This is a genomic window from Bartonella sp. TT121SHDZB, from assembly GCF_042193415.1.
Taxonomy (GTDB): Bacteria; Pseudomonadota; Alphaproteobacteria; order Rhizobiales; family Rhizobiaceae; genus Bartonella.
Window position 1 is genome coordinate 111768 of record NZ_JBHILR010000003.1, and the last position, 16750, is coordinate 128517.

Genomic DNA, 16750 nt, shown 5'->3' on the forward strand with positions numbered 1-16750 from the left:
TAAAGCAACAATAAAAAACAATACAAGTGTTCTTCGTTGTATTATCAACGTACTTTTTCCTAAAATAAACACGCACAAAAAGCTTTTGATACCCTTATACATCAAAAAAACATTTGACAAATTAAAGAGATGATTTTTCATCCTCTAGGCAACATAATCTTTGCAAATGTACATCATATGAAAGCTTTTTAGAGAAAAATTAATGTTTTTTCTCATTTGAGAATACACACTATAGCTAAATGCTTTATTGCACATAGAGAACGCTTTTCATATAGTTCACTCAATGACACAATAAAAAATGTAAAGGTATACAGATGACTCATCAACCTCAAAACTCGAAAATAACAGTTATTTCAAAAATTTTAGTCCCAGTTATGTTGAGTATTTTAACCTTTTCACCTTCTTTATCAAACGCAACATCACAGCAAAAAGTAACCAATCATTTAAGCTTAGAAAAACTTAAAGCACAACTTTTAGAAGATTCTAGCTTTTTATCTAAGCTTAAAGAAACAATGGCTCCGCATACTGATTCTCAGCATATTCAACAAATTGTCAGAGAGTATCTTCTTACTCATCCAGAAATTTTGATTGAAATGCAGCTTATCCTTCAAGATAAGCTGGGAAGACAGAATGAAGATGAAAGTCAAAGCTCAATTATTCATTTATTAGAAAAGGAAATTTTTCATTCTCCTCATGACGCTGTTTTGGGGAATCCAAATGGTAAAAAAGCACTTGTTGAGTTTTTTGATTACAATTGTAAGTTTTGTAAAAGTTCCTCTTCATATATAGAAGACTTGATAAAAGAATCCCCAGATCTACGGGTTATTATCAAAGATTTACCAATTTTGGGATCTGATTCTATGGCTACCCATATCGTTGCCTACGCATTTCGAAAACAATTCCCAGAAAAATATCCTCAGTTTCACAAAACACTTTTAATGCATCAAGGGCGCGCAAATGAAGCTAAAGCTATAAAAATAGCTGTTTCATTAGGAGCTGATGAAAAAAAACTCCGTAATGCAATAAAAGATCCTAATCTGCAAAACACTTTTAAAAAAAATATTCAAATTGCCTCTACACTTCATATTACGGGAACACCTTCTTACATCATTGGTAATAAAATATTCATCGGCGCAGTCAGACAAGATATTTTAAAACAAGCGATAGATAATACACAGTAAATGCCTGATCAATTTTAGGCAGAATACTGTAAATGAGGTAATTTTATGCTTTCTCTTTTTTGACAACAGGCTTATAAGTGCAATTTTGCGTAAAGCGGATACGAGTTCAAAATTGCAAAATATAATGACTTAAAGGAAATAAATATCTTTAAAGCCTCAAAAGATATGATCCCTAATCTAGAAATATTCGATCATAAAATGAGATAATGACGCTCTTTATTGATCAAGGAGTTGGAAATAAAATGGCAACAAAAAAAATGGATTCGGCTAAATATACCGCAATTGATACGAAAATTATTCGTGATCTTGCTGAAATTTTGAATGATACAAATTTAACGAACATTGAAGTTGAACAAGGAGAGCTTCGTATTTGTGTCTCACGCCAAAACACCTCAACTTCTTCCGAGCAAGCAATCTATGCTCCTTTTTCTACTCCCACTTTTTCTGTAACATCTTCTCCAGTTGCAACAACCGAATCTCCTCTACAACCTATTCAAGAAGATAAATCAAAAAACACTATAACCTCTCCAATGGTTGGAACAGCTTATCTTGCACCTTCACCAGGCGCGCAACCTTTTGTAGAAGTAGGACAAAATGTTTCTGAAGGGGAGACATTACTTATTATTGAAGCCATGAAAACAATGAATCAAATTTCATCACCACGCTCAGGCACGGTAACTACTGTTCTTGTCAAAGATGGACAACCTGTTGAATTTGGTGAACCACTTATTATTGTTGAATAAAGCGAGGGGCAACCATGATTCGAAAAATCCTCATTGCTAATCGGGGCGAAATTGCTCTTCGTGTTTTACGTGCATGTAAAGAACTTGGCATAAAAACTGTCGCTGTTCACTCTACTGCTGATGCAGACGCAATGCATGTTCGTCTTGCTGACGAAAGTGTCTGTATTGGCCCTCCTCCTGCTCGCGATTCTTATTTGAGTATTCAGCAAATTATTGCTGCTTGTGAAATTACAGGAGCTGATGCTGTTCATCCAGGTTATGGCTTTCTTTCTGAAAATGCAAAATTTGCAGATGTTCTAGAAGCCCATAATATTACATTCATCGGTCCAACGGCGGCTCATATTCGGATCATGGGCGATAAAATCGAAGCCAAAAAAACTGCCAAAAAACTTGGTATTCCTGTCGTTCCAGGTTCAGATGGAGCTGTCACTGAAGAATCAGATGCTTTGCGCACTGCTCGTGAAATTGGTTATCCAGTTATTATCAAAGCTTCTGCCGGTGGTGGAGGACGTGGTATGAAAGTCGTTCATTCTGAACAAGAATTTTCTATAGCTCTCAAAACAACGCGTTCAGAAGCAAAAGCAGCTTTTGGTGATGATGCTGTTTATATAGAGAAATATTTAGAAAAACCCCGGCATATTGAAATTCAAGTTATAGGTGATGGTGCGGGCAATGCTATTCATTTAGGAGAACGCGATTGTTCACTTCAACGACGGCATCAAAAAATATGGGAAGAAGCTACGTCACCTGCACTTAATGAAACTGAACGGAAAAAAATTGGTAGTATTGTTGCAAATGCCTGTGCCCAACTTGGATACCGTGGAGCTGGTACTATTGAATTTCTCTATGAAAATGGCGAATTTTATTTTATTGAAATGAATACGCGTTTACAAGTCGAGCATCCTGTAACTGAAGCAATTACAGGTATAGATTTAGTCCATGAGCAAATTCATATTGCATCAGGATGCAAGCTTTCAATGACACAGAATGATGTCTGTTTTTCTGGTCATGCCATTGAATGCCGTATTAATGCAGAAGATCCTATTAACTTTACGCCATCACCTGGAATCATTACACATTTTCATACACCAGGGGGGTTGGGAATTCGCGTTGATTCAGGTGCTTATTCAGGTTATCGTATCCCTTCTTATTATGACAGCATGATTGGAAAGCTGATTGTTCATGGACGTACCCGTTTAGAATGTATGATGCGTTTACGGCGTGCTTTAGGTGAATTTGTCGTCGATGGGATAAAAACTACACTACCTCTCTTTCGTGATCTTATTAATAATCAAGATATTGCTGATGGTAATTATAATATTCACTGGCTAGAAAAATACCTTGAGCATCAATCAATGTCTTTAGATTCGTAATTCAAATAGTGAATTATCAGTAGAGATTCTATAAGATGTCAACATAAGGATAATTCCAACATTACTGTAAAAAGTATTAAAAAAGAAATAAGCTGATTATTTTTTATTTGTTATATAGTTTTCTTTTAATATGCACAAAAATTGATAATTTTCTGTTTTCCTTTTTGTGACTTTGTGCTAGCTTTTATATGGTTACGCCCTTATAGCTCAGTTGGTAGAGCACCTGATTTGTAATCAGGGGGTCGGGAGTTCGAGTCTCTCTGGGGGCACCACTTTTTTGTTTTTAACATACTGAAATATATAGATTTTTTCTTTAAATAGCCATTTTCAGACCACCTTTTAGACTACCTTCTACAGCTTATATAATTTTACCTAATTTGTTCTTATTTGCTCCTTATTTTTCTTTGGAGTGAAGTCTAAGATCTCTTTTTTTCTCCATCTCACTGCTCTCCCTAGCTTATATGGCTCTGGAAACACCCCCTTGAAGCACCCAATTACGAATCGTTGTTGTGAATACACTAAAAAGCTGTGCGCATTCATGTGTTGCTACATATCTATCGCTATCATCAAATATCATCTCATTACCTTTCTCTTTTTTATATTAATTAAATGGACGGAAGTGCTAGGAGGCATGTGGAGCACTCCAATTTTAAAAAATCTGCAAGTTTATTTTTTAAATGTATTTAATTTCATATTTCCAATCAGGCATTGAGTGAGAGCTAACTCTAATTATCTTTTGAAAATCCGTATTTTCTACTTATTAGATTTTTACGAACATCACATAAAGTTTTGATCTTATTTTCTATGAGACAATTAAGATAATTCTCAAGGAACGCACTGATTATTGGCTTTTTCTCAGATCTTGGAGGTTTATTAAAATACAAATTCTTTTCTTAAAAAAACTATAACCTTCTGCTCAACTAAAAGAATTTTTATTGTTTATTTTTTGTTTTTTTCTCAAAGAGATGTGGACTTTCAATAATAAGCTTTTCTCGCGCTTTTTGTAACTGTTTAATGACTTCATCAATTTTTGATGGAGAACAAAAAGATTCTTGGCTATTCAACAAATGCAGCCTCTCTTTCCCCTCATATAAACATTGCATCTGAGATTGAAGCATTCTAACTTCTTGAAAGAAGAGACGTCCAGTTTCCTTAAAACCGTTATTAAGTGAAAAAAGTTGATCAGAAATGGATAACAGAATTTGTTTTAAAAAGCGCTCATTTTCTTGGCGTTTACGATATTCTAGAATAAGAGCATGGCTTATCTCATCTAATTGTTGTTTTGTAGAATCAATTTGACGTAATAAATTTGGTTTTTCCCCCATATCACCTTTTCTCACCTTCACTAGCATAGCATGAATGTCTAACAACTTAATTGCGGAATGAGATAAATAATCAACAACTGTAGGTATATTGACATAGCGTTTCCATGCAATCATCACAAACTCACCTAATGACTGTTTTTTTACATTCATTCCGCTATTCATTTTTCATTTTACAACGCCATTCTAAAGAAAGTGCTAAAAAATATTACCCCCAATGTATTATTCGATGGAACCCCTTCTCTCTTTTCATTATCAACGCAGAATCCGTGGAGAGAGAAAACGTACAGGTGTATAAAGGATAAGATGTGTTGTTTTCTCCAACACACTACTACCATCAGCAAGCAGGGCTTGACTAGGTGACAATTCTGTACCTTGCATAATTGTTGAAGCCAAAGAACCTTCTCGAGAAAGAGCCATCAACGTTGGTGAAGACGCAAAGACACTGTGTGCTCCCCCATCTACATGAGAGAAATCAAGAACAGCTATTCCATTTTTACGCAACATCTCAATATCTGAGCCATCGCCCACACGATGATGTCCACCCGTAAGACGTCCTGAAACAGCGAGAGCTTTATCCGCTCTGGATACTAAAATAGCTGTTGGCTGTGGGAGTTTTTTAATATCATTAAGTTGACGCTCAAATACATCAACATCAATGTCTGGTGCTGCCATTAATAAACTTGTAATACGACGAATAGGCTTATATTTTCTCTGTAAAGCTAAAGTTCTAAATGCCTCCATTAGAACAAAATTGCCCATAGAATGCGCAATAACCGAAATCTGATCAGCATTGGTTTCGCTCATAAGTATCAAAAGCTCTATTAATCCATCACGAGCAAAATTAGCACTGTCTCGATCATAAATATAAAGAGGAACAGATCCAGCGGAAGGCCAAGAATAATGCACAGCGACAACATTTAAAGAATAATCGTGTGTAAACTGTGCTGTACGAAATGTACCATCTGCAAAATTATTATTATATCCATGGATAAAAAGAAAAATTTCTCTTTTTCCTTTTGGCTTTTTTGCTAAAGCAGCATTTAACTGCTGTTTAAACTGTTCTTTATTATCGTATTTTTGCAACGCTACTGCTGCAAAATACTTATCATGTGTAGGTTTATACGCATTTATTTCAACAACACCCTTTACATGTTGCTGAGGAATTCCTACGTCAACGCGATTATAATGTACTTTATTTGATCGCTCTGCACCATAAGGTTGAGCGTAATTATTTTGCATCATACGACTTGTTGCAACATACACTGGAATGATGGCTTTTGGAGAAACTGGTTTTCCTACAACTTCTCTTTCTACTGCAATCATAGAAGGAGTTGCATGTATCCCATGCCAAAGCACAGCACGAGAATCGCTACATGCTGATAATAAAGAAATACAAATAAGAAATATTAAATACTTTAAAACCACCATACTTCTCACTGCAACTCCACCCACCCCGTATCAAAATATAACATTTCAAATGCACAGATTAAAGTAATAAAAAATGAAACATTATTGAGGATACACCAAATAAATAACATACAAAGAAAGATTTTTCTATAATGCGCATCCCTCTCTTCACACAATTTTCTCTCGTTATTGAGAGATTAATTGCTAACTGGTGCGGTCGAGAAGACTCGAACTTCCACGGGTTGCCCCACAGCGACCTCAACGCTGCGCGTCTACCAATTCCGCCACGACCGCACGTGTAAAGAAAAAAACTTGGTTTTTAAGCCTTTAACAAATCATCAAGAAAGGTACAAGCCAATTTTCTTTTTCTCATAATTTATTTTATTCAGACGACTTATAACTTAATAGAGATTATGAAAAATATGGGCTCTACTATGACCTTTGAACCATCATCATAAAATGTGCTTGTGCCGCTTGATCTTTTTCATAATAACCATGAAAGTTTTTTGTAATTGTTGTAGAGCCCTGTTTTTGGATTCCTCTCATAGCCATACACATGTGCTCAGCCTCAATCAATACTGCGACACCATGAGGCTTCAGATACGTTTTTAACGCGTGAGCCACTTGCGCTGTCATAGCTTCTTGAGTTTGTAAACGACGAGAAAAAATATCTACAACACGTACAATTTTTGAAAGCCCAACAATTTTTGCATTAGGAAGATATGCTATATGTGCTTTCCCAATAATTGGGATCATATGATGCTCACAATGTGAATAAAAAGGTATATTCTTTACGATTACGGCTTCATTGTATCCTGAAACCTCTTCAAAAACTGTACCTAAGGTTTCTTTAACCGATTGACTATAACCATCGAAAAGCTCGCGATATGCCTTGGCTATACGTTTTGGAGTATCTAAAAGCCCTTCTCTATTTGGATTTTCCCCTATCCATAAGAGTAATGTACGAATCGCTTCTTCCACCTCTTCAATACTCGGACGCTTTTCTTCAGATAAATTTGCGTCTTCTTTAACAACATTACGCATTCAAAAACTCCAAGTTTACTCTATACAAAGCATTTGCTCCATACCTATCTCATTTTGTATAATCTCTATATAAGCGAATTAAAAGTTTAAACAATCACGACTCTCAAAATTTCAGGCAATAGCGCATGATTGATAATATCTATAACGATAAAATACTTAAATATGCTGCACATATAAGCAAAATTGGGCGTCTTAATAATCCTGATGCAACATCAAGAAAACATGCACAGCTTTGTGGTTCGACAATCACTGTAGATTTAAAAGTGGAAAATGGTATCATTACGGATTTTGCCCACGAAATACATGCATGTGTGCTAGGGCAAGCTTCGGCTTCACTTTTAGCATCTCATATCATCGGACAAACAACACAAGATCTTAAAATATTGCGTGAAGTTATCTACCAAATGCTAACGCAAAATGGTCCTTCTCCTCAAGCTCCATTTGAGGATTTTTCTTGCTTACAGCCCATTAAAGACTATAAAGTGCGCCATGCAGCAACACTACTACCCTTTGATGCAACGATAGACTGCATTCAAAAAATTGAAGAAAAATAAATGTTCAAATCACAATCTAGACAAAAAAAATTGACTCGAAATTACACAGGCACTTGGCAAAAAACACCCGGACGATTATTGGGTATTTTCTTAATACGTTTCTATCAAATAACACTTTCGAGTCTTATAGGCAATCAATGTCGCCATGCCCCGACTTGTTCAGAATATACATATGAAGCGATTGCACGCCATGGGCTTTGGGCTGGTGCATGGATGGGACTCTTTCGTATCATGCGTTGTGGGCCCTTTGGAACAGATGGCTTTGATCCAGTCCCTCCATCGCTTGGAAATTCTTGCTGTTTTTATAAACCTTGGCGTTATTGGAAAATTTCTGACAAACACAACAAATAATCCTTTCCTTTTTTCATATGTATTGATAAAAAAATCAGTCTATAAGCTTTTTACTCAATTTTCACAAAACCATCCGCAATCGTTAGCGGAATTGGATTAAAAGGGTGTTTTTATGTCTTGCTCTATTTCTCTTTTTTTTCCCGATGGTTCAAAACGTAATTACCCCGCCGAAATGACAGGCTTGGAATTGGCAGAATCCATTTCTAAATCACTTGCAAAAAAAGCAGTCGCCTATAGTCTTGATGGTATCATGCGGGACTTATCGGATCCATTGGGACAATCTGGTCAAGTAGAGATTATTACACGAGAAGATTCACGCGCTCTTGAGCTCATAAGGCATGATTGCGCTCATGTCCTTGCTGAAGCAGTGCAAGAGCTCTTTCCTGAAACGCAAGTAACAATAGGTCCTGTTATTGAGAATGGATTCTATTATGATTTTGCTCGCCAACAACCTTTTACATTAGATGATCTCACCGTCATTGAAAAGAAAATGCGTGAAATTATCCAACGCAATAAACCTTTTAGAAAAGAAATTTGGTCTCGTGAAAAAGCGAGAAGAGTTTTTTCTGAGAAAAAGGAATTTTATAAAGTTGAACTTATTGATAGCATTCCTGAAAATCAAGATTTAAAAGTTTATTATCAAGGGGAGTGGTTTGATCTTTGCCGCGGACCACATATGCAATCTACAGGGCAAATTGGGAATGCTTTCAAATTAATGAAAGTTGCAGGAGCTTATTGGCGTGGCGATGCCAATAATCCAATGCTCACAAGAATTTATGGAACAGCATTTGCAAATGAAAATGACTTAAAAGCCTATCTCCATATGCTAGAAGAAGCTGAAAAACGTGATCATCGCCGCTTGGGACGTGAAATGGACTTATTTCATTTTCAAGAAGAAGGGCCAGGAATGATTTTTTGGCACAAAAAAGGTTGGAAAATGTTCCAAAATTTGATCGGCTATATGCGTAGACGCCTTGATGATCATCAATATGCTGAAGTTAATGCTCCACAAGTTCTCGATAGATCACTCTGGGAAATATCTGGCCATTGGGGTTGGTATAAGGAGAATATGTTCAAAGTAATTTCAGCAGCAGAAGATTCAGATCATGGGAATGTTTATGCCCTTAAACCAATGAATTGCCCTGGTCATGTGCAAATTTTTAAACATGGTTTAAAATCTTATCGTGATTTGCCTATTAGACTTGCTGAATTTGGACTTGTTCATCGTTATGAGCCTTCAGGCTCTTTACATGGTCTTATGCGTGTGCGTGGTTTTACACAAGATGATGCGCATATTTTTTGTACTGATGAACAATTAGCCGATGAATGTCTCAGTATTAATGATCTTATTTTATCAACTTATGCTGATTTTGGTTTTAAAGAAATTAGTCTTAAGCTTTCAACACGTCCAGAAAAACGAGTTGGATCTGATGCATTATGGGATCATGCAGAAAGTATCATGGAATCTGTCCTTAAAACGATTGAAACAAAATTTGCAGGACAAATCAAAACAAGCATCCTTCCAGGTGAAGGAGCATTTTATGGTCCAAAATTTGAATATACATTAAAGGATGCTATCGGTCGTGAATGGCAATGTGGAACAACACAAATAGACTTTAATCTCCCTGAACGTTTTGGTGCATTCTATATTGATAAAGATTCAGAAAAACGTCAACCTGTTATGATCCACCGTGCTATTTTGGGATCTATGGAGCGTTTTCTTGGTATATTAATCGAAAACTTTGCTGGACATATGCCACTTTGGCTTGCTCCTGAACAAATTGTTGTTGCAACAATTACATCCGAAGCAAATGAATATGCCCAAAAAATAACAGCAAAACTTAAAGCTGTTGGGCTTTCCGCAACAACAGATCTCCGCAATGAAAAAATTAACTATAAAATACGAGAACATTCTTTACAAAAAGTCCCCGTAATTTTGGTATGCGGCAAACGTGAGGCTGAAACAAACAGCGTAAATATACGCCGCTTAGGAAGTACGAATCAAACCTCTTTATCTGTAGAAGATGTGATTAAGCAACTCTCAAATGAGGCAACACCTCCAGATTTACAGCGTATAATAAATGCGTAACATCACAGAAAATGGTAAAATATTAATTTTTCACTATAAATCATCAATTTTTATATAAAATCAAACGATTTGATACTGTAGTATTTTTGGGGGAATACATGATTACCTATCACCAGAAAGGATCACACTCTCAAGGCAGATTGGTAAAAAGTTCAATGTAAGAACTGTTACAAAAATCTTAGACAATTTTGAATATTAATTAAATACCAATTGATAGCATTAATCTCTTATCTTTATAATAGGAAGATGGTGCTACTATCACGGATAGATCATTACGATAATTATCGTAACATCAAGAAAAAACTAAAAACAAGATTATATTTATGAAAATAATATGTAACTTAGTTAAACGATAATCTACCATTACTCATATTAAATAAGAATCTTGGATATCATAGAATTCTCTCATTTCAAATCTGTTTATGTTGAATCAATCAAAATCATTCGCTTGCACATGACAAGCGGAATGAGTGTGTAGATAAAAACTATTAAAAAATCACTAAAAAATACTTCTTATGAATCGTCTCAAGTGCCAAGAATTGTCGCAAACATTGGAGGCGAGTAGACAATATAATGGTAATGCCGACTTGCTCCTTCACAGGCGTAAAAATGGTGATGCTCGATAGATTTACCATTATATTATTCATAGGTACCGTTACAAAATGATTTTAGGGTCTTTAAGAAATATCTTTTAAAAACCAGCACATGAATTGGCACCCCAATAGCACTCTACATCCCGCAATTTTCACTGACCAAATATCGCTTTAATTTCCCTGAAAATTATAAAGCTGAATTAAAGGAAAATGGCAAAATTTGGCGTTAATTCTTTCCCCTCTTTATATTTTATCAAATTAAAAACTCTTATTAAAAAACTAGTCAAATATACACATAGTACGTTAGTTACTCGCTTAACATATAAAGCTCGGAGCCTACTTATAAAACATCTCAATATTTACGAAACACATTATCGCGCTAAACACTATGTTGATTTACAATAAGACTTTTAAAACACATATTTTGCTAAAAAATAAAATAAAAAAATATTATTGTCATCGTGCTCTATCAAGAACTCGTTTACATTCAATGAGTTCAAACAATATTTCTTGCAACAATGCTTTATCAGTTTTATCTTTATAAAGATTCACAGAACCAACAGAGGCTTCTCCCTCATTCCTTATGAAACTCAAAAGCCCAAAAGAAGATTTCTTAGGTTTATTGCTAGCATTTTCAAACGTTTGTTCTGCGTGTTTTTTCTCTATGACAACATTCATGGCATCAAGATCGCCATTACCAAATGCAGTCACAAAAGCAACACCATTTTCTTTCAAAAGACGCTGTACACCTTTTATTGTATAACCTTGATCATACAATAACTGCTTAATACCACTGAGCAAATTAACATCAATCGGACGATAATAGCGCCTTCCTCCTCCACGTTTCATTGGTTTAATCTGCCTAAAACGTGTTTCCCAGAATCTCAAGACATGCTGCGGAAGCTCCAACAACTCGGCTACTTCGCTAATTGTGCGAAAAGCATCAGAGCTTTTATCCATTTTGCAACACCTTATCTAAAACACAACAAATGATTTGACAACGATTCATTATGCCTCAATTTCCCAACAAGATTAGTCAAAAATAGGACTAAATTGACTACTTACCAAACAGTTTTTCTAAAAAACACAGGACTTTAATTTATATTTTATACATTTTTTTAATAAATACCAAACATTATTACGCATTTAATTATGAGATATCACTTTTCTGCCTTGCTCGATGCGAATCTAAAATTCTCTGTTTAAGGACATTTGCAGCCTTAAATGTTACAACACGTCGTGGCGGAATAGGTGCTTCAACACCTGTTTTGGGATTACGCCCAACACGTTCATTTTTACTGCGAACTTGAAAAGTTGCAAAAGAGGAAAGTTTAACAGCTTCACCTCTTGCAAGTGAGTTGCAAATCTCATCCAAAACCAATTCGACCAAAGCTGCTGATTCAGTATGTGACAAGCCCACTCTTTTACAAACTACGCTCGCTAAATCTGCACGCGTTACTGTCTTACTTGTCATTATAACCACCTATTAAAATATTAAAAATTAAAAAATGACTTATACGTTTTATTCAAATATGGTCAAGTAACCATAATTTACCAACGAATAAGAATTGCTCCCCATGTAAATCCACCTCCCATAGCTTCTAACATGATAAGATCTCCTTTTTTTATCCTTCCATCACAAATAGCTGTTGTTAATGCCAACGGAACTGATGCTGCAGACGTATTACCATGTTGATTAACGGTAATCACAACTTTATCTGATGAAATTCCCAGTTTTTTAGCAGATGCTTCAATAATGCGCTTATTAGCCTGATGAGGTACAAACCAATCTAGTTGTGAAGAATCGATACCTGCAGCTGCAAAACAATCATCCACCACATCCGTTATCATACCAACAGCATATTTAAAAACTTCTCGTCCCTCCATACGTAAATAGCCTGTCGTTTGTGTTGTTGAAGGTCCACCATCAACATACAGCTTATCTATATAAGCACCATCAGAACGCAGTTTCGCAGATAATATACCACGCTCCAAAGTAATTCCCCTCTCAATTTCTTGTGCTTCCAAAATAACAGCACCCGCACCATCACCAAACAAAACACATGTCGTACGATCTTCCCAATCTAAAATTCGAGAAAATGTATCAGAACCAATAACTAAAATCCTTTTAGCTGCTCCACACCGTAAATAAGAATCTCCTGTTATTAAAGCAAAAATAAAACCAGAGCAAACAGCCTGAATATCAAAAGCAAATCCATGGCTCATTCCCAGAGCATACTGAATTTCAACAGCAGAAGCAGGAAAAGTACGATTTGGTGTCGAGGTCGCTAAAATAATACAATCAATATCCTTTACTGTAAGACCAGCATTTATAAGAGCTGCTTGCGCAGCTTCAATTCCTAAAGAAACCGTTGTTTCATTTTCATTGGCAATATAACGTTGATGTATTCCTGTACGCTGAACAATCCATGAATCTGATGTTTCAACAAACTTTGCAATCTCATCATTTGATAAAATTTTTTTCGGCAAAGCACTTCCTACACCACGTATAATTGACCGAATCATTCAGCTCTTACCTTTTCTTCAGATTTTTCATTTCTATTATAAGAGCTCATCATAAGGACTCTCCATTTATTATCGCCTCATCTTCCTGATCAAAAAGTGTTTCTTTATTCTCATGAAATCGCCGTAAATCAGCCGTTATTTTTTGTAAAAGTCCATTATTAACCATCTCATAACCAACGCGGATAGCAGAAGCAAAACCATTAGCATTAGCACTGCCATGACTTTTTATGACAACACCATTCAAACCTAAAAGGACTCCTCCATTCACCCTATCGGGATCCATTTTATGTTTTAGTGTACGAAAAGCACTCCGCGATAAAAAATAACCAAGAGATGTTAAAAAAGAACTGCGCAGTGCAGAGTTTAAAATCTCTCCTATCTGTCGTGCAGTCCCTTCTGCAGTTTTTAAAGCAATATTACCAGAAAACCCTTCTGTTACAACAACATCTACTGTTCCTTTTCCAATGTCATTGCCTTCAACAAATCCTTTATATTCTAATCCTTCTAACTGCACTTCACGTAATATCATTCCTGCTTTTTTTATTTCATAAAGCCCTTTTACCTCTTCCACCCCCACATTTAAAAGCCCAACACTTGGTTTTTCAGTGTGATATAAAGCGCGAAACATACCCGCTCCCATAACCGCCAAATCAACCAATTGACTAGCAGATGCACCAATCGTTGCTCCAATATCTAAAACGATACTCTCACTGCGAAGTGTTGGCCAAATACCCGCAATACCAGGACGTTCAGCCTCTGCTAGCATTTTTAAACAAAAATAAGACATGGCCATGAGTGCCCCTGTATTACCAGCAGAAACACAAGCATCTGCTTCGCCATTTTTTACCGCTTCAATGGCATACCACATTGATGATTTACCACGTCCATTGCGAAGTGCTTGGCTTGGCTTTTCATCCATGCGTGTATAACTTTCTGTAGGATAAAAGCACGACACAGAATCCAAACAGGGATATTTTTTTAAAACCGGACGAACAGCCTCCTCTGTCCCATAAAACAAAAAATAAATATTTGACAAATACTTTTGTATAATTGCTGCTCCCGCAATAGTTGCTTCTGGACCGTAATCACCACCCATAACATCCACAGAAATTTTAATCACACTTACATATCCCACATCTTCTCATTTACATCTTCAAAAGCATATTATGATTTCCAGCTCCTGAACACTCACAAAGCACATCTTACGAAAATAGCTCAGCAAAGAAATACCGTTTTTATCATAGTACACAATAGATAATTTTTTTATGTTTTTGCAATCACTTCCAATTTTTTAAAACAGAAAATGGCGAGAGTTTTTGCTCTGCTTCTTCTAAATTTTCAACCACATGTATCTTTATCCCCTCCTTACGTGGATAATGATTAATAGACAACTCAAAAAACTCTTCCATGATTGCACCAATATCAATTTTATCATCATAAAACACTTCTGGAGTATCAAGCCCCTCCACATCTAAAAACAATTCTCCTGTATCCTCTGATATTTCGGGCTTTATCAAATTTGAATCCTCAGGAACAAAAACAACCTCAATATTTTCACGGAGAATATTTTCTAATGGTTCTAATGTAACAACACATAACTGTAGTATACGTGCTTGCAAAAAACCTTTTATCCGCACTCCACGTTTTTTCCAAGGGAAAATATGGAATTTTCCCTCACAAGATTTTACTTCAATTAAATCATGGTTCTGAGCTAAATGTGTACATTCTTTTTTGTTTGCATAAAGATGAACTCTTATACCCTTAGCAGGTAAAGAACGTACAGATATTGGATAAGCCAAAGCAAATGTCATTTGAGAAACATTTTGAACACTCATTGACAACTCCTAACTACAAAAACATATAAAGCACAGTGTTTTTACTTATCTCAAGTATATTTCATTCATTTTTTTCTTTTCTAAAGAAATTCTATATGGCATAATTTGCTTTATAACAGGGAAACTCAATGTAAGCTACGGTAGATTAAGCTAAAATTAGAAAAAACTTGAGGTTGCTTTCTTGTCGTACATTTCAGTATAAAAAGGAGATATCATTGTTTCAAATGCCTCACATAATGGACTTAATCAAGCGTAAGTTATTGGTTGGTCTATCAATAGCAAATATAGTAGCACTTACCGGTTGTAGCCTTCTTGATTCTTCAGGTTCAAGCCAAATTTATAGAGAGGGCTATATTCTTGATAAAAATGCTCTAAGCTCTATTTCTATTGGCTCAAGTCAAGAGCAAGTTCTTTTAACTTTAGGAACCCCTTCATTAAAAACAAAATATGATAATGAAGTTTTTTATTACATCTCACAGACACGCTATCGTGGGATGCAATTTATGAAAACAAAGATTATTGATCGCAAAGTTTTAGCCATTTACTTTAATAAAAATAATCAGGTTGCAAAAGTTGCTAACTACGGTCTACAAGACGGCCAAGTATTTGATTTTATTGCGCAAACAACACCAACGATAACAAAAGAACACCCTTTCTTAATTCAAATTATAAAAGGTCCTGCGAATCTACCAACTCATGACTAAATTATATAGACTACATATCGTTTCAATATTATTAGGTCTGATGTTATCAGGCCTAGTAATATGAGAAATTATAACTCTTAGAGGCGAACTTTTTTTGCCATACTGTCGAGAACAGCATTAACAAGTTTGGGCTCATCACCTTCAAAAAATGCTTTTGCTATATCAACATATTCATTCATAACAACTGCAATAGGGACATCTTTACGGTTGATCAACTCCCATAGCCCTGCTCGTAAAATTGCTCGCAAGATAGAATCAAGACGTGAAAGAGACCATTCTGCAGAAAGCTGTTGATGAAGCAGAGGATCAAGCTGCTTTTGATCTCTTACAACACCTGTTATAATAGCCAAAAACCATTGGAAATCAGCTTCAAGATACTGGTCTCCATCAAGATCTTTTCCCAGACGATAAGCCTCATATTCAGCTGCCGTTTCCATCACCCCCGAACCCACGATATCCATTTGATAGAGTGCTTGAACTGCAGCGAGTCTTGCTGCTCCACGTTTATTGGCTGAACGCGGAAAATGTCTGCTTTTTATATCAGCCATATTTAACGATTATCTCCAAATCTCTTTTTTAGAGCGATCATACATAAAGCAGCTTCAGCTGCAAAACCACCTTTATTTTTATTATCTTGTGTTGCACGCACCCATGCTTGTTCTTCGTTTTCAACAGTCAAAATGCCATTTCCAATAGCCAAGTGCTGATGAACAGTTAAATCCATCAATGCACGACAAGAATCATTGGCAACAATTTCAAAGTGGTATGTTTCACCCCGAATAACACACCCAAGTGCAACATAACCATCATAAGATGTCTTATTTTGTTCAGCAAAAGCTATTGCACTTGGTATTTCTAATGCTCCGGGAACCGTTACAATATCATAACTTGCTTCAGCTTTTTGCAAAGCAGTCACAGCACCTTTCAAAAGCGCATCAGAAATCTCCTCATAAAAACGTGCTTCAACAATCAATACATGAGGCTTTTTACGTATCTCTTTCACCATAATGAGATTCCCCAAAAAT

Annotated in this window: 17 protein-coding genes, 2 tRNA genes and 1 pseudogene; 8 read left to right on the forward strand and 12 right to left on the reverse strand. The window is 35.8% G+C overall.

Annotation, left to right across the window (positions count from 1 at the left end; genetic code table 11):
• Positions 1 to 314 precede the first annotated feature (314 nt).
• The 4 genes from ACFIKI_RS02940 (at position 315) to ACFIKI_RS02955 (ending at position 3569) form a co-directional block, all read left to right on the forward strand.
• Positions 315 to 1181 carry a DsbA family protein gene (locus tag ACFIKI_RS02940; RefSeq protein WP_375665602.1) on the forward strand — a complete coding sequence of 289 codons (867 nt, stop codon included), beginning with the start codon at positions 315 to 317 and terminating at the stop codon, positions 1179 to 1181.
• Between the two features lie 242 nt (positions 1182 to 1423).
• Entirely contained in the window at positions 1424 to 1924 is a 501-nt protein-coding gene (gene accB, locus ACFIKI_RS02945; protein WP_375665603.1) for an acetyl-CoA carboxylase biotin carboxyl carrier protein, read from the forward strand.
• A gap of 14 nt (positions 1925 to 1938) precedes the next feature.
• A complete protein-coding gene (accC, locus tag ACFIKI_RS02950; RefSeq protein WP_375665604.1) occupies positions 1939 to 3297 on the forward strand; it encodes an acetyl-CoA carboxylase biotin carboxylase subunit in 1359 nt (452 codons plus the stop codon).
• Between the two features lie 196 nt (positions 3298 to 3493).
• A tRNA-Thr gene (locus ACFIKI_RS02955) sits at positions 3494 to 3569 on the forward strand.
• Between the two features lie 100 nt (positions 3570 to 3669).
• Here the strand turns inward: ACFIKI_RS02955 and ACFIKI_RS02960 are convergent.
• The 5 genes and pseudogenes from ACFIKI_RS02960 to folE all read right to left on the reverse strand — a co-directional run bounded on the left by ACFIKI_RS02960 (position 3670) and on the right by folE (position 7073).
• Positions 3670 to 3874, reverse strand: a pseudogene (locus ACFIKI_RS02960) (helix-turn-helix transcriptional regulator).
• 355 nt (positions 3875 to 4229) lie between these two features.
• Positions 4230 to 4736 (reverse strand): hypothetical protein, encoded by a 507-nt coding sequence (locus ACFIKI_RS02965; RefSeq protein ID WP_375665677.1) that lies wholly within the window; start codon positions 4734 to 4736, stop codon positions 4230 to 4232.
• Between the two features lie 138 nt (positions 4737 to 4874).
• Positions 4875 to 6059 carry an alpha/beta hydrolase gene (locus ACFIKI_RS02970; protein WP_375665606.1) on the reverse strand — a complete coding sequence of 395 codons (1185 nt, stop codon included), beginning with the start codon at positions 6057 to 6059 and terminating at the stop codon, positions 4875 to 4877.
• Positions 6060 to 6238: 179 nt separating this feature from the next.
• Positions 6239 to 6323 (reverse strand) — tRNA-Leu (locus ACFIKI_RS02975).
• A gap of 138 nt (positions 6324 to 6461) precedes the next feature.
• Positions 6462 to 7073, reverse strand: a complete 612-nt coding sequence (gene folE, locus ACFIKI_RS02980) for a GTP cyclohydrolase I FolE (protein WP_375665607.1) — start codon at positions 7071 to 7073, stop codon at positions 6462 to 6464.
• 125 nt (positions 7074 to 7198) lie between these two features.
• Between folE and ACFIKI_RS02985 the strand changes: the two genes are divergently transcribed.
• The 3 genes from ACFIKI_RS02985 (at position 7199) to thrS (ending at position 10067) form a co-directional block, all read left to right on the forward strand.
• Positions 7199 to 7627 carry an iron-sulfur cluster assembly scaffold protein gene (locus ACFIKI_RS02985; protein WP_375622461.1) on the forward strand — a complete coding sequence of 143 codons (429 nt, stop codon included), beginning with the start codon at positions 7199 to 7201 and terminating at the stop codon, positions 7625 to 7627.
• A complete protein-coding gene (gene yidD, locus ACFIKI_RS02990; RefSeq protein WP_375607118.1) occupies positions 7628 to 7978 on the forward strand; it encodes a membrane protein insertion efficiency factor YidD in 351 nt (116 codons plus the stop codon).
• Positions 7979 to 8090: 112 nt separating this feature from the next.
• A complete protein-coding gene (thrS, locus tag ACFIKI_RS02995; protein ID WP_375665608.1) occupies positions 8091 to 10067 on the forward strand; it encodes a threonine--tRNA ligase in 1977 nt (658 codons plus the stop codon).
• Between the two features lie 1049 nt (positions 10068 to 11116).
• Here thrS and ACFIKI_RS03000 read toward each other — a convergent pair.
• From ACFIKI_RS03000 to ACFIKI_RS03020, 5 genes are all read right to left on the reverse strand, one after another.
• Positions 11117 to 11620 carry a MerR family transcriptional regulator gene (locus ACFIKI_RS03000; protein WP_375665609.1) on the reverse strand — a complete coding sequence of 168 codons (504 nt, stop codon included), beginning with the start codon at positions 11618 to 11620 and terminating at the stop codon, positions 11117 to 11119.
• Positions 11621 to 11810: 190 nt separating this feature from the next.
• Positions 11811 to 12134, reverse strand: a complete 324-nt coding sequence (locus tag ACFIKI_RS03005) for an integration host factor subunit alpha (RefSeq protein WP_375665610.1) — start codon at positions 12132 to 12134, stop codon at positions 11811 to 11813.
• Positions 12135 to 12211: 77 nt separating this feature from the next.
• Positions 12212 to 13186 carry a beta-ketoacyl-ACP synthase III gene (locus ACFIKI_RS03010; protein WP_375665611.1) on the reverse strand — a complete coding sequence of 325 codons (975 nt, stop codon included), beginning with the start codon at positions 13184 to 13186 and terminating at the stop codon, positions 12212 to 12214.
• A 49-nt stretch (positions 13187 to 13235) separates the two neighbouring features.
• Positions 13236 to 14306: a phosphate acyltransferase PlsX gene (plsX, locus tag ACFIKI_RS03015; RefSeq protein ID WP_375665613.1), complete on the reverse strand. Its 1071-nt coding sequence runs from the start codon at positions 14304 to 14306 to the stop codon at positions 13236 to 13238.
• 157 nt (positions 14307 to 14463) lie between these two features.
• On the reverse strand, positions 14464 to 15021 hold the full coding sequence (locus ACFIKI_RS03020) for a DUF177 domain-containing protein (RefSeq protein WP_375665615.1): 558 nt from the start codon (positions 15019 to 15021) through the stop codon (positions 14464 to 14466).
• Positions 15022 to 15245: 224 nt separating this feature from the next.
• Between ACFIKI_RS03020 and ACFIKI_RS03025 the strand changes: the two genes are divergently transcribed.
• Positions 15246 to 15725 carry an outer membrane protein assembly factor BamE gene (locus ACFIKI_RS03025; RefSeq protein ID WP_375665679.1) on the forward strand — a complete coding sequence of 160 codons (480 nt, stop codon included), beginning with the start codon at positions 15246 to 15248 and terminating at the stop codon, positions 15723 to 15725.
• Positions 15726 to 15802: 77 nt separating this feature from the next.
• On the opposite strand, the gene nusB is transcribed toward ACFIKI_RS03025, so the two are convergent.
• Positions 15803 to 16273 (reverse strand): transcription antitermination factor NusB, encoded by a 471-nt coding sequence (nusB, locus tag ACFIKI_RS03030; protein WP_375665616.1) that lies wholly within the window; start codon positions 16271 to 16273, stop codon positions 15803 to 15805.
• Positions 16274 to 16275: 2 nt separating this feature from the next.
• Positions 16276 to 16731, reverse strand: coding sequence for a 6,7-dimethyl-8-ribityllumazine synthase (locus ACFIKI_RS03035; RefSeq protein WP_375665618.1), 456 nt, complete (start codon positions 16729 to 16731; stop codon positions 16276 to 16278).
• Positions 16732 to 16750 lie beyond the last annotated feature (19 nt).

What these genes read in the sequence shown, in the direction of transcription:
- ACFIKI_RS02940 (WP_375665602.1), top strand. Translation starts at nt 315, where the DNA reads ATGACTCATCAACCTCAAAACTCGAAAATAACAGTTATTTCAAAAATT.
- accB (WP_375665603.1), top strand. Translation starts at nt 1,424, where the DNA reads ATGGCAACAAAAAAAATGGATTCGGCTAAATATACCGCAATTGATACG.
- accC (WP_375665604.1), top strand. Translation starts at nt 1,939, where the DNA reads ATGATTCGAAAAATCCTCATTGCTAATCGGGGCGAAATTGCTCTTCGT.
- ACFIKI_RS02965 (WP_375665677.1), bottom strand. Translation starts at nt 4,736, where the DNA reads ATGATTGCATGGAAACGCTATGTCAATATACCTACAGTTGTTGATTAT.
- folE (WP_375665607.1), bottom strand. Translation starts at nt 7,073, where the DNA reads ATGCGTAATGTTGTTAAAGAAGACGCAAATTTATCTGAAGAAAAGCGT.
- ACFIKI_RS02985 (WP_375622461.1), top strand. Translation starts at nt 7,199, where the DNA reads ATGATTGATAATATCTATAACGATAAAATACTTAAATATGCTGCACAT.
- yidD (WP_375607118.1), top strand. Translation starts at nt 7,628, where the DNA reads ATGTTCAAATCACAATCTAGACAAAAAAAATTGACTCGAAATTACACA.
- thrS (WP_375665608.1), top strand. Translation starts at nt 8,091, where the DNA reads ATGTCTTGCTCTATTTCTCTTTTTTTTCCCGATGGTTCAAAACGTAAT.
- ACFIKI_RS03000 (WP_375665609.1), bottom strand. Translation starts at nt 11,620, where the DNA reads ATGGATAAAAGCTCTGATGCTTTTCGCACAATTAGCGAAGTAGCCGAG.
- ACFIKI_RS03005 (WP_375665610.1), bottom strand. Translation starts at nt 12,134, where the DNA reads ATGACAAGTAAGACAGTAACGCGTGCAGATTTAGCGAGCGTAGTTTGT.
- ACFIKI_RS03010 (WP_375665611.1), bottom strand. Translation starts at nt 13,186, where the DNA reads ATGATTCGGTCAATTATACGTGGTGTAGGAAGTGCTTTGCCGAAAAAA.
- ACFIKI_RS03020 (WP_375665615.1), bottom strand. Translation starts at nt 15,021, where the DNA reads ATGAGTGTTCAAAATGTTTCTCAAATGACATTTGCTTTGGCTTATCCA.
- ACFIKI_RS03025 (WP_375665679.1), top strand. Translation starts at nt 15,246, where the DNA reads ATGCCTCACATAATGGACTTAATCAAGCGTAAGTTATTGGTTGGTCTA.
- nusB (WP_375665616.1), bottom strand. Translation starts at nt 16,273, where the DNA reads ATGGCTGATATAAAAAGCAGACATTTTCCGCGTTCAGCCAATAAACGT.
- ACFIKI_RS03035 (WP_375665618.1), bottom strand. Translation starts at nt 16,731, where the DNA reads ATGGTGAAAGAGATACGTAAAAAGCCTCATGTATTGATTGTTGAAGCA.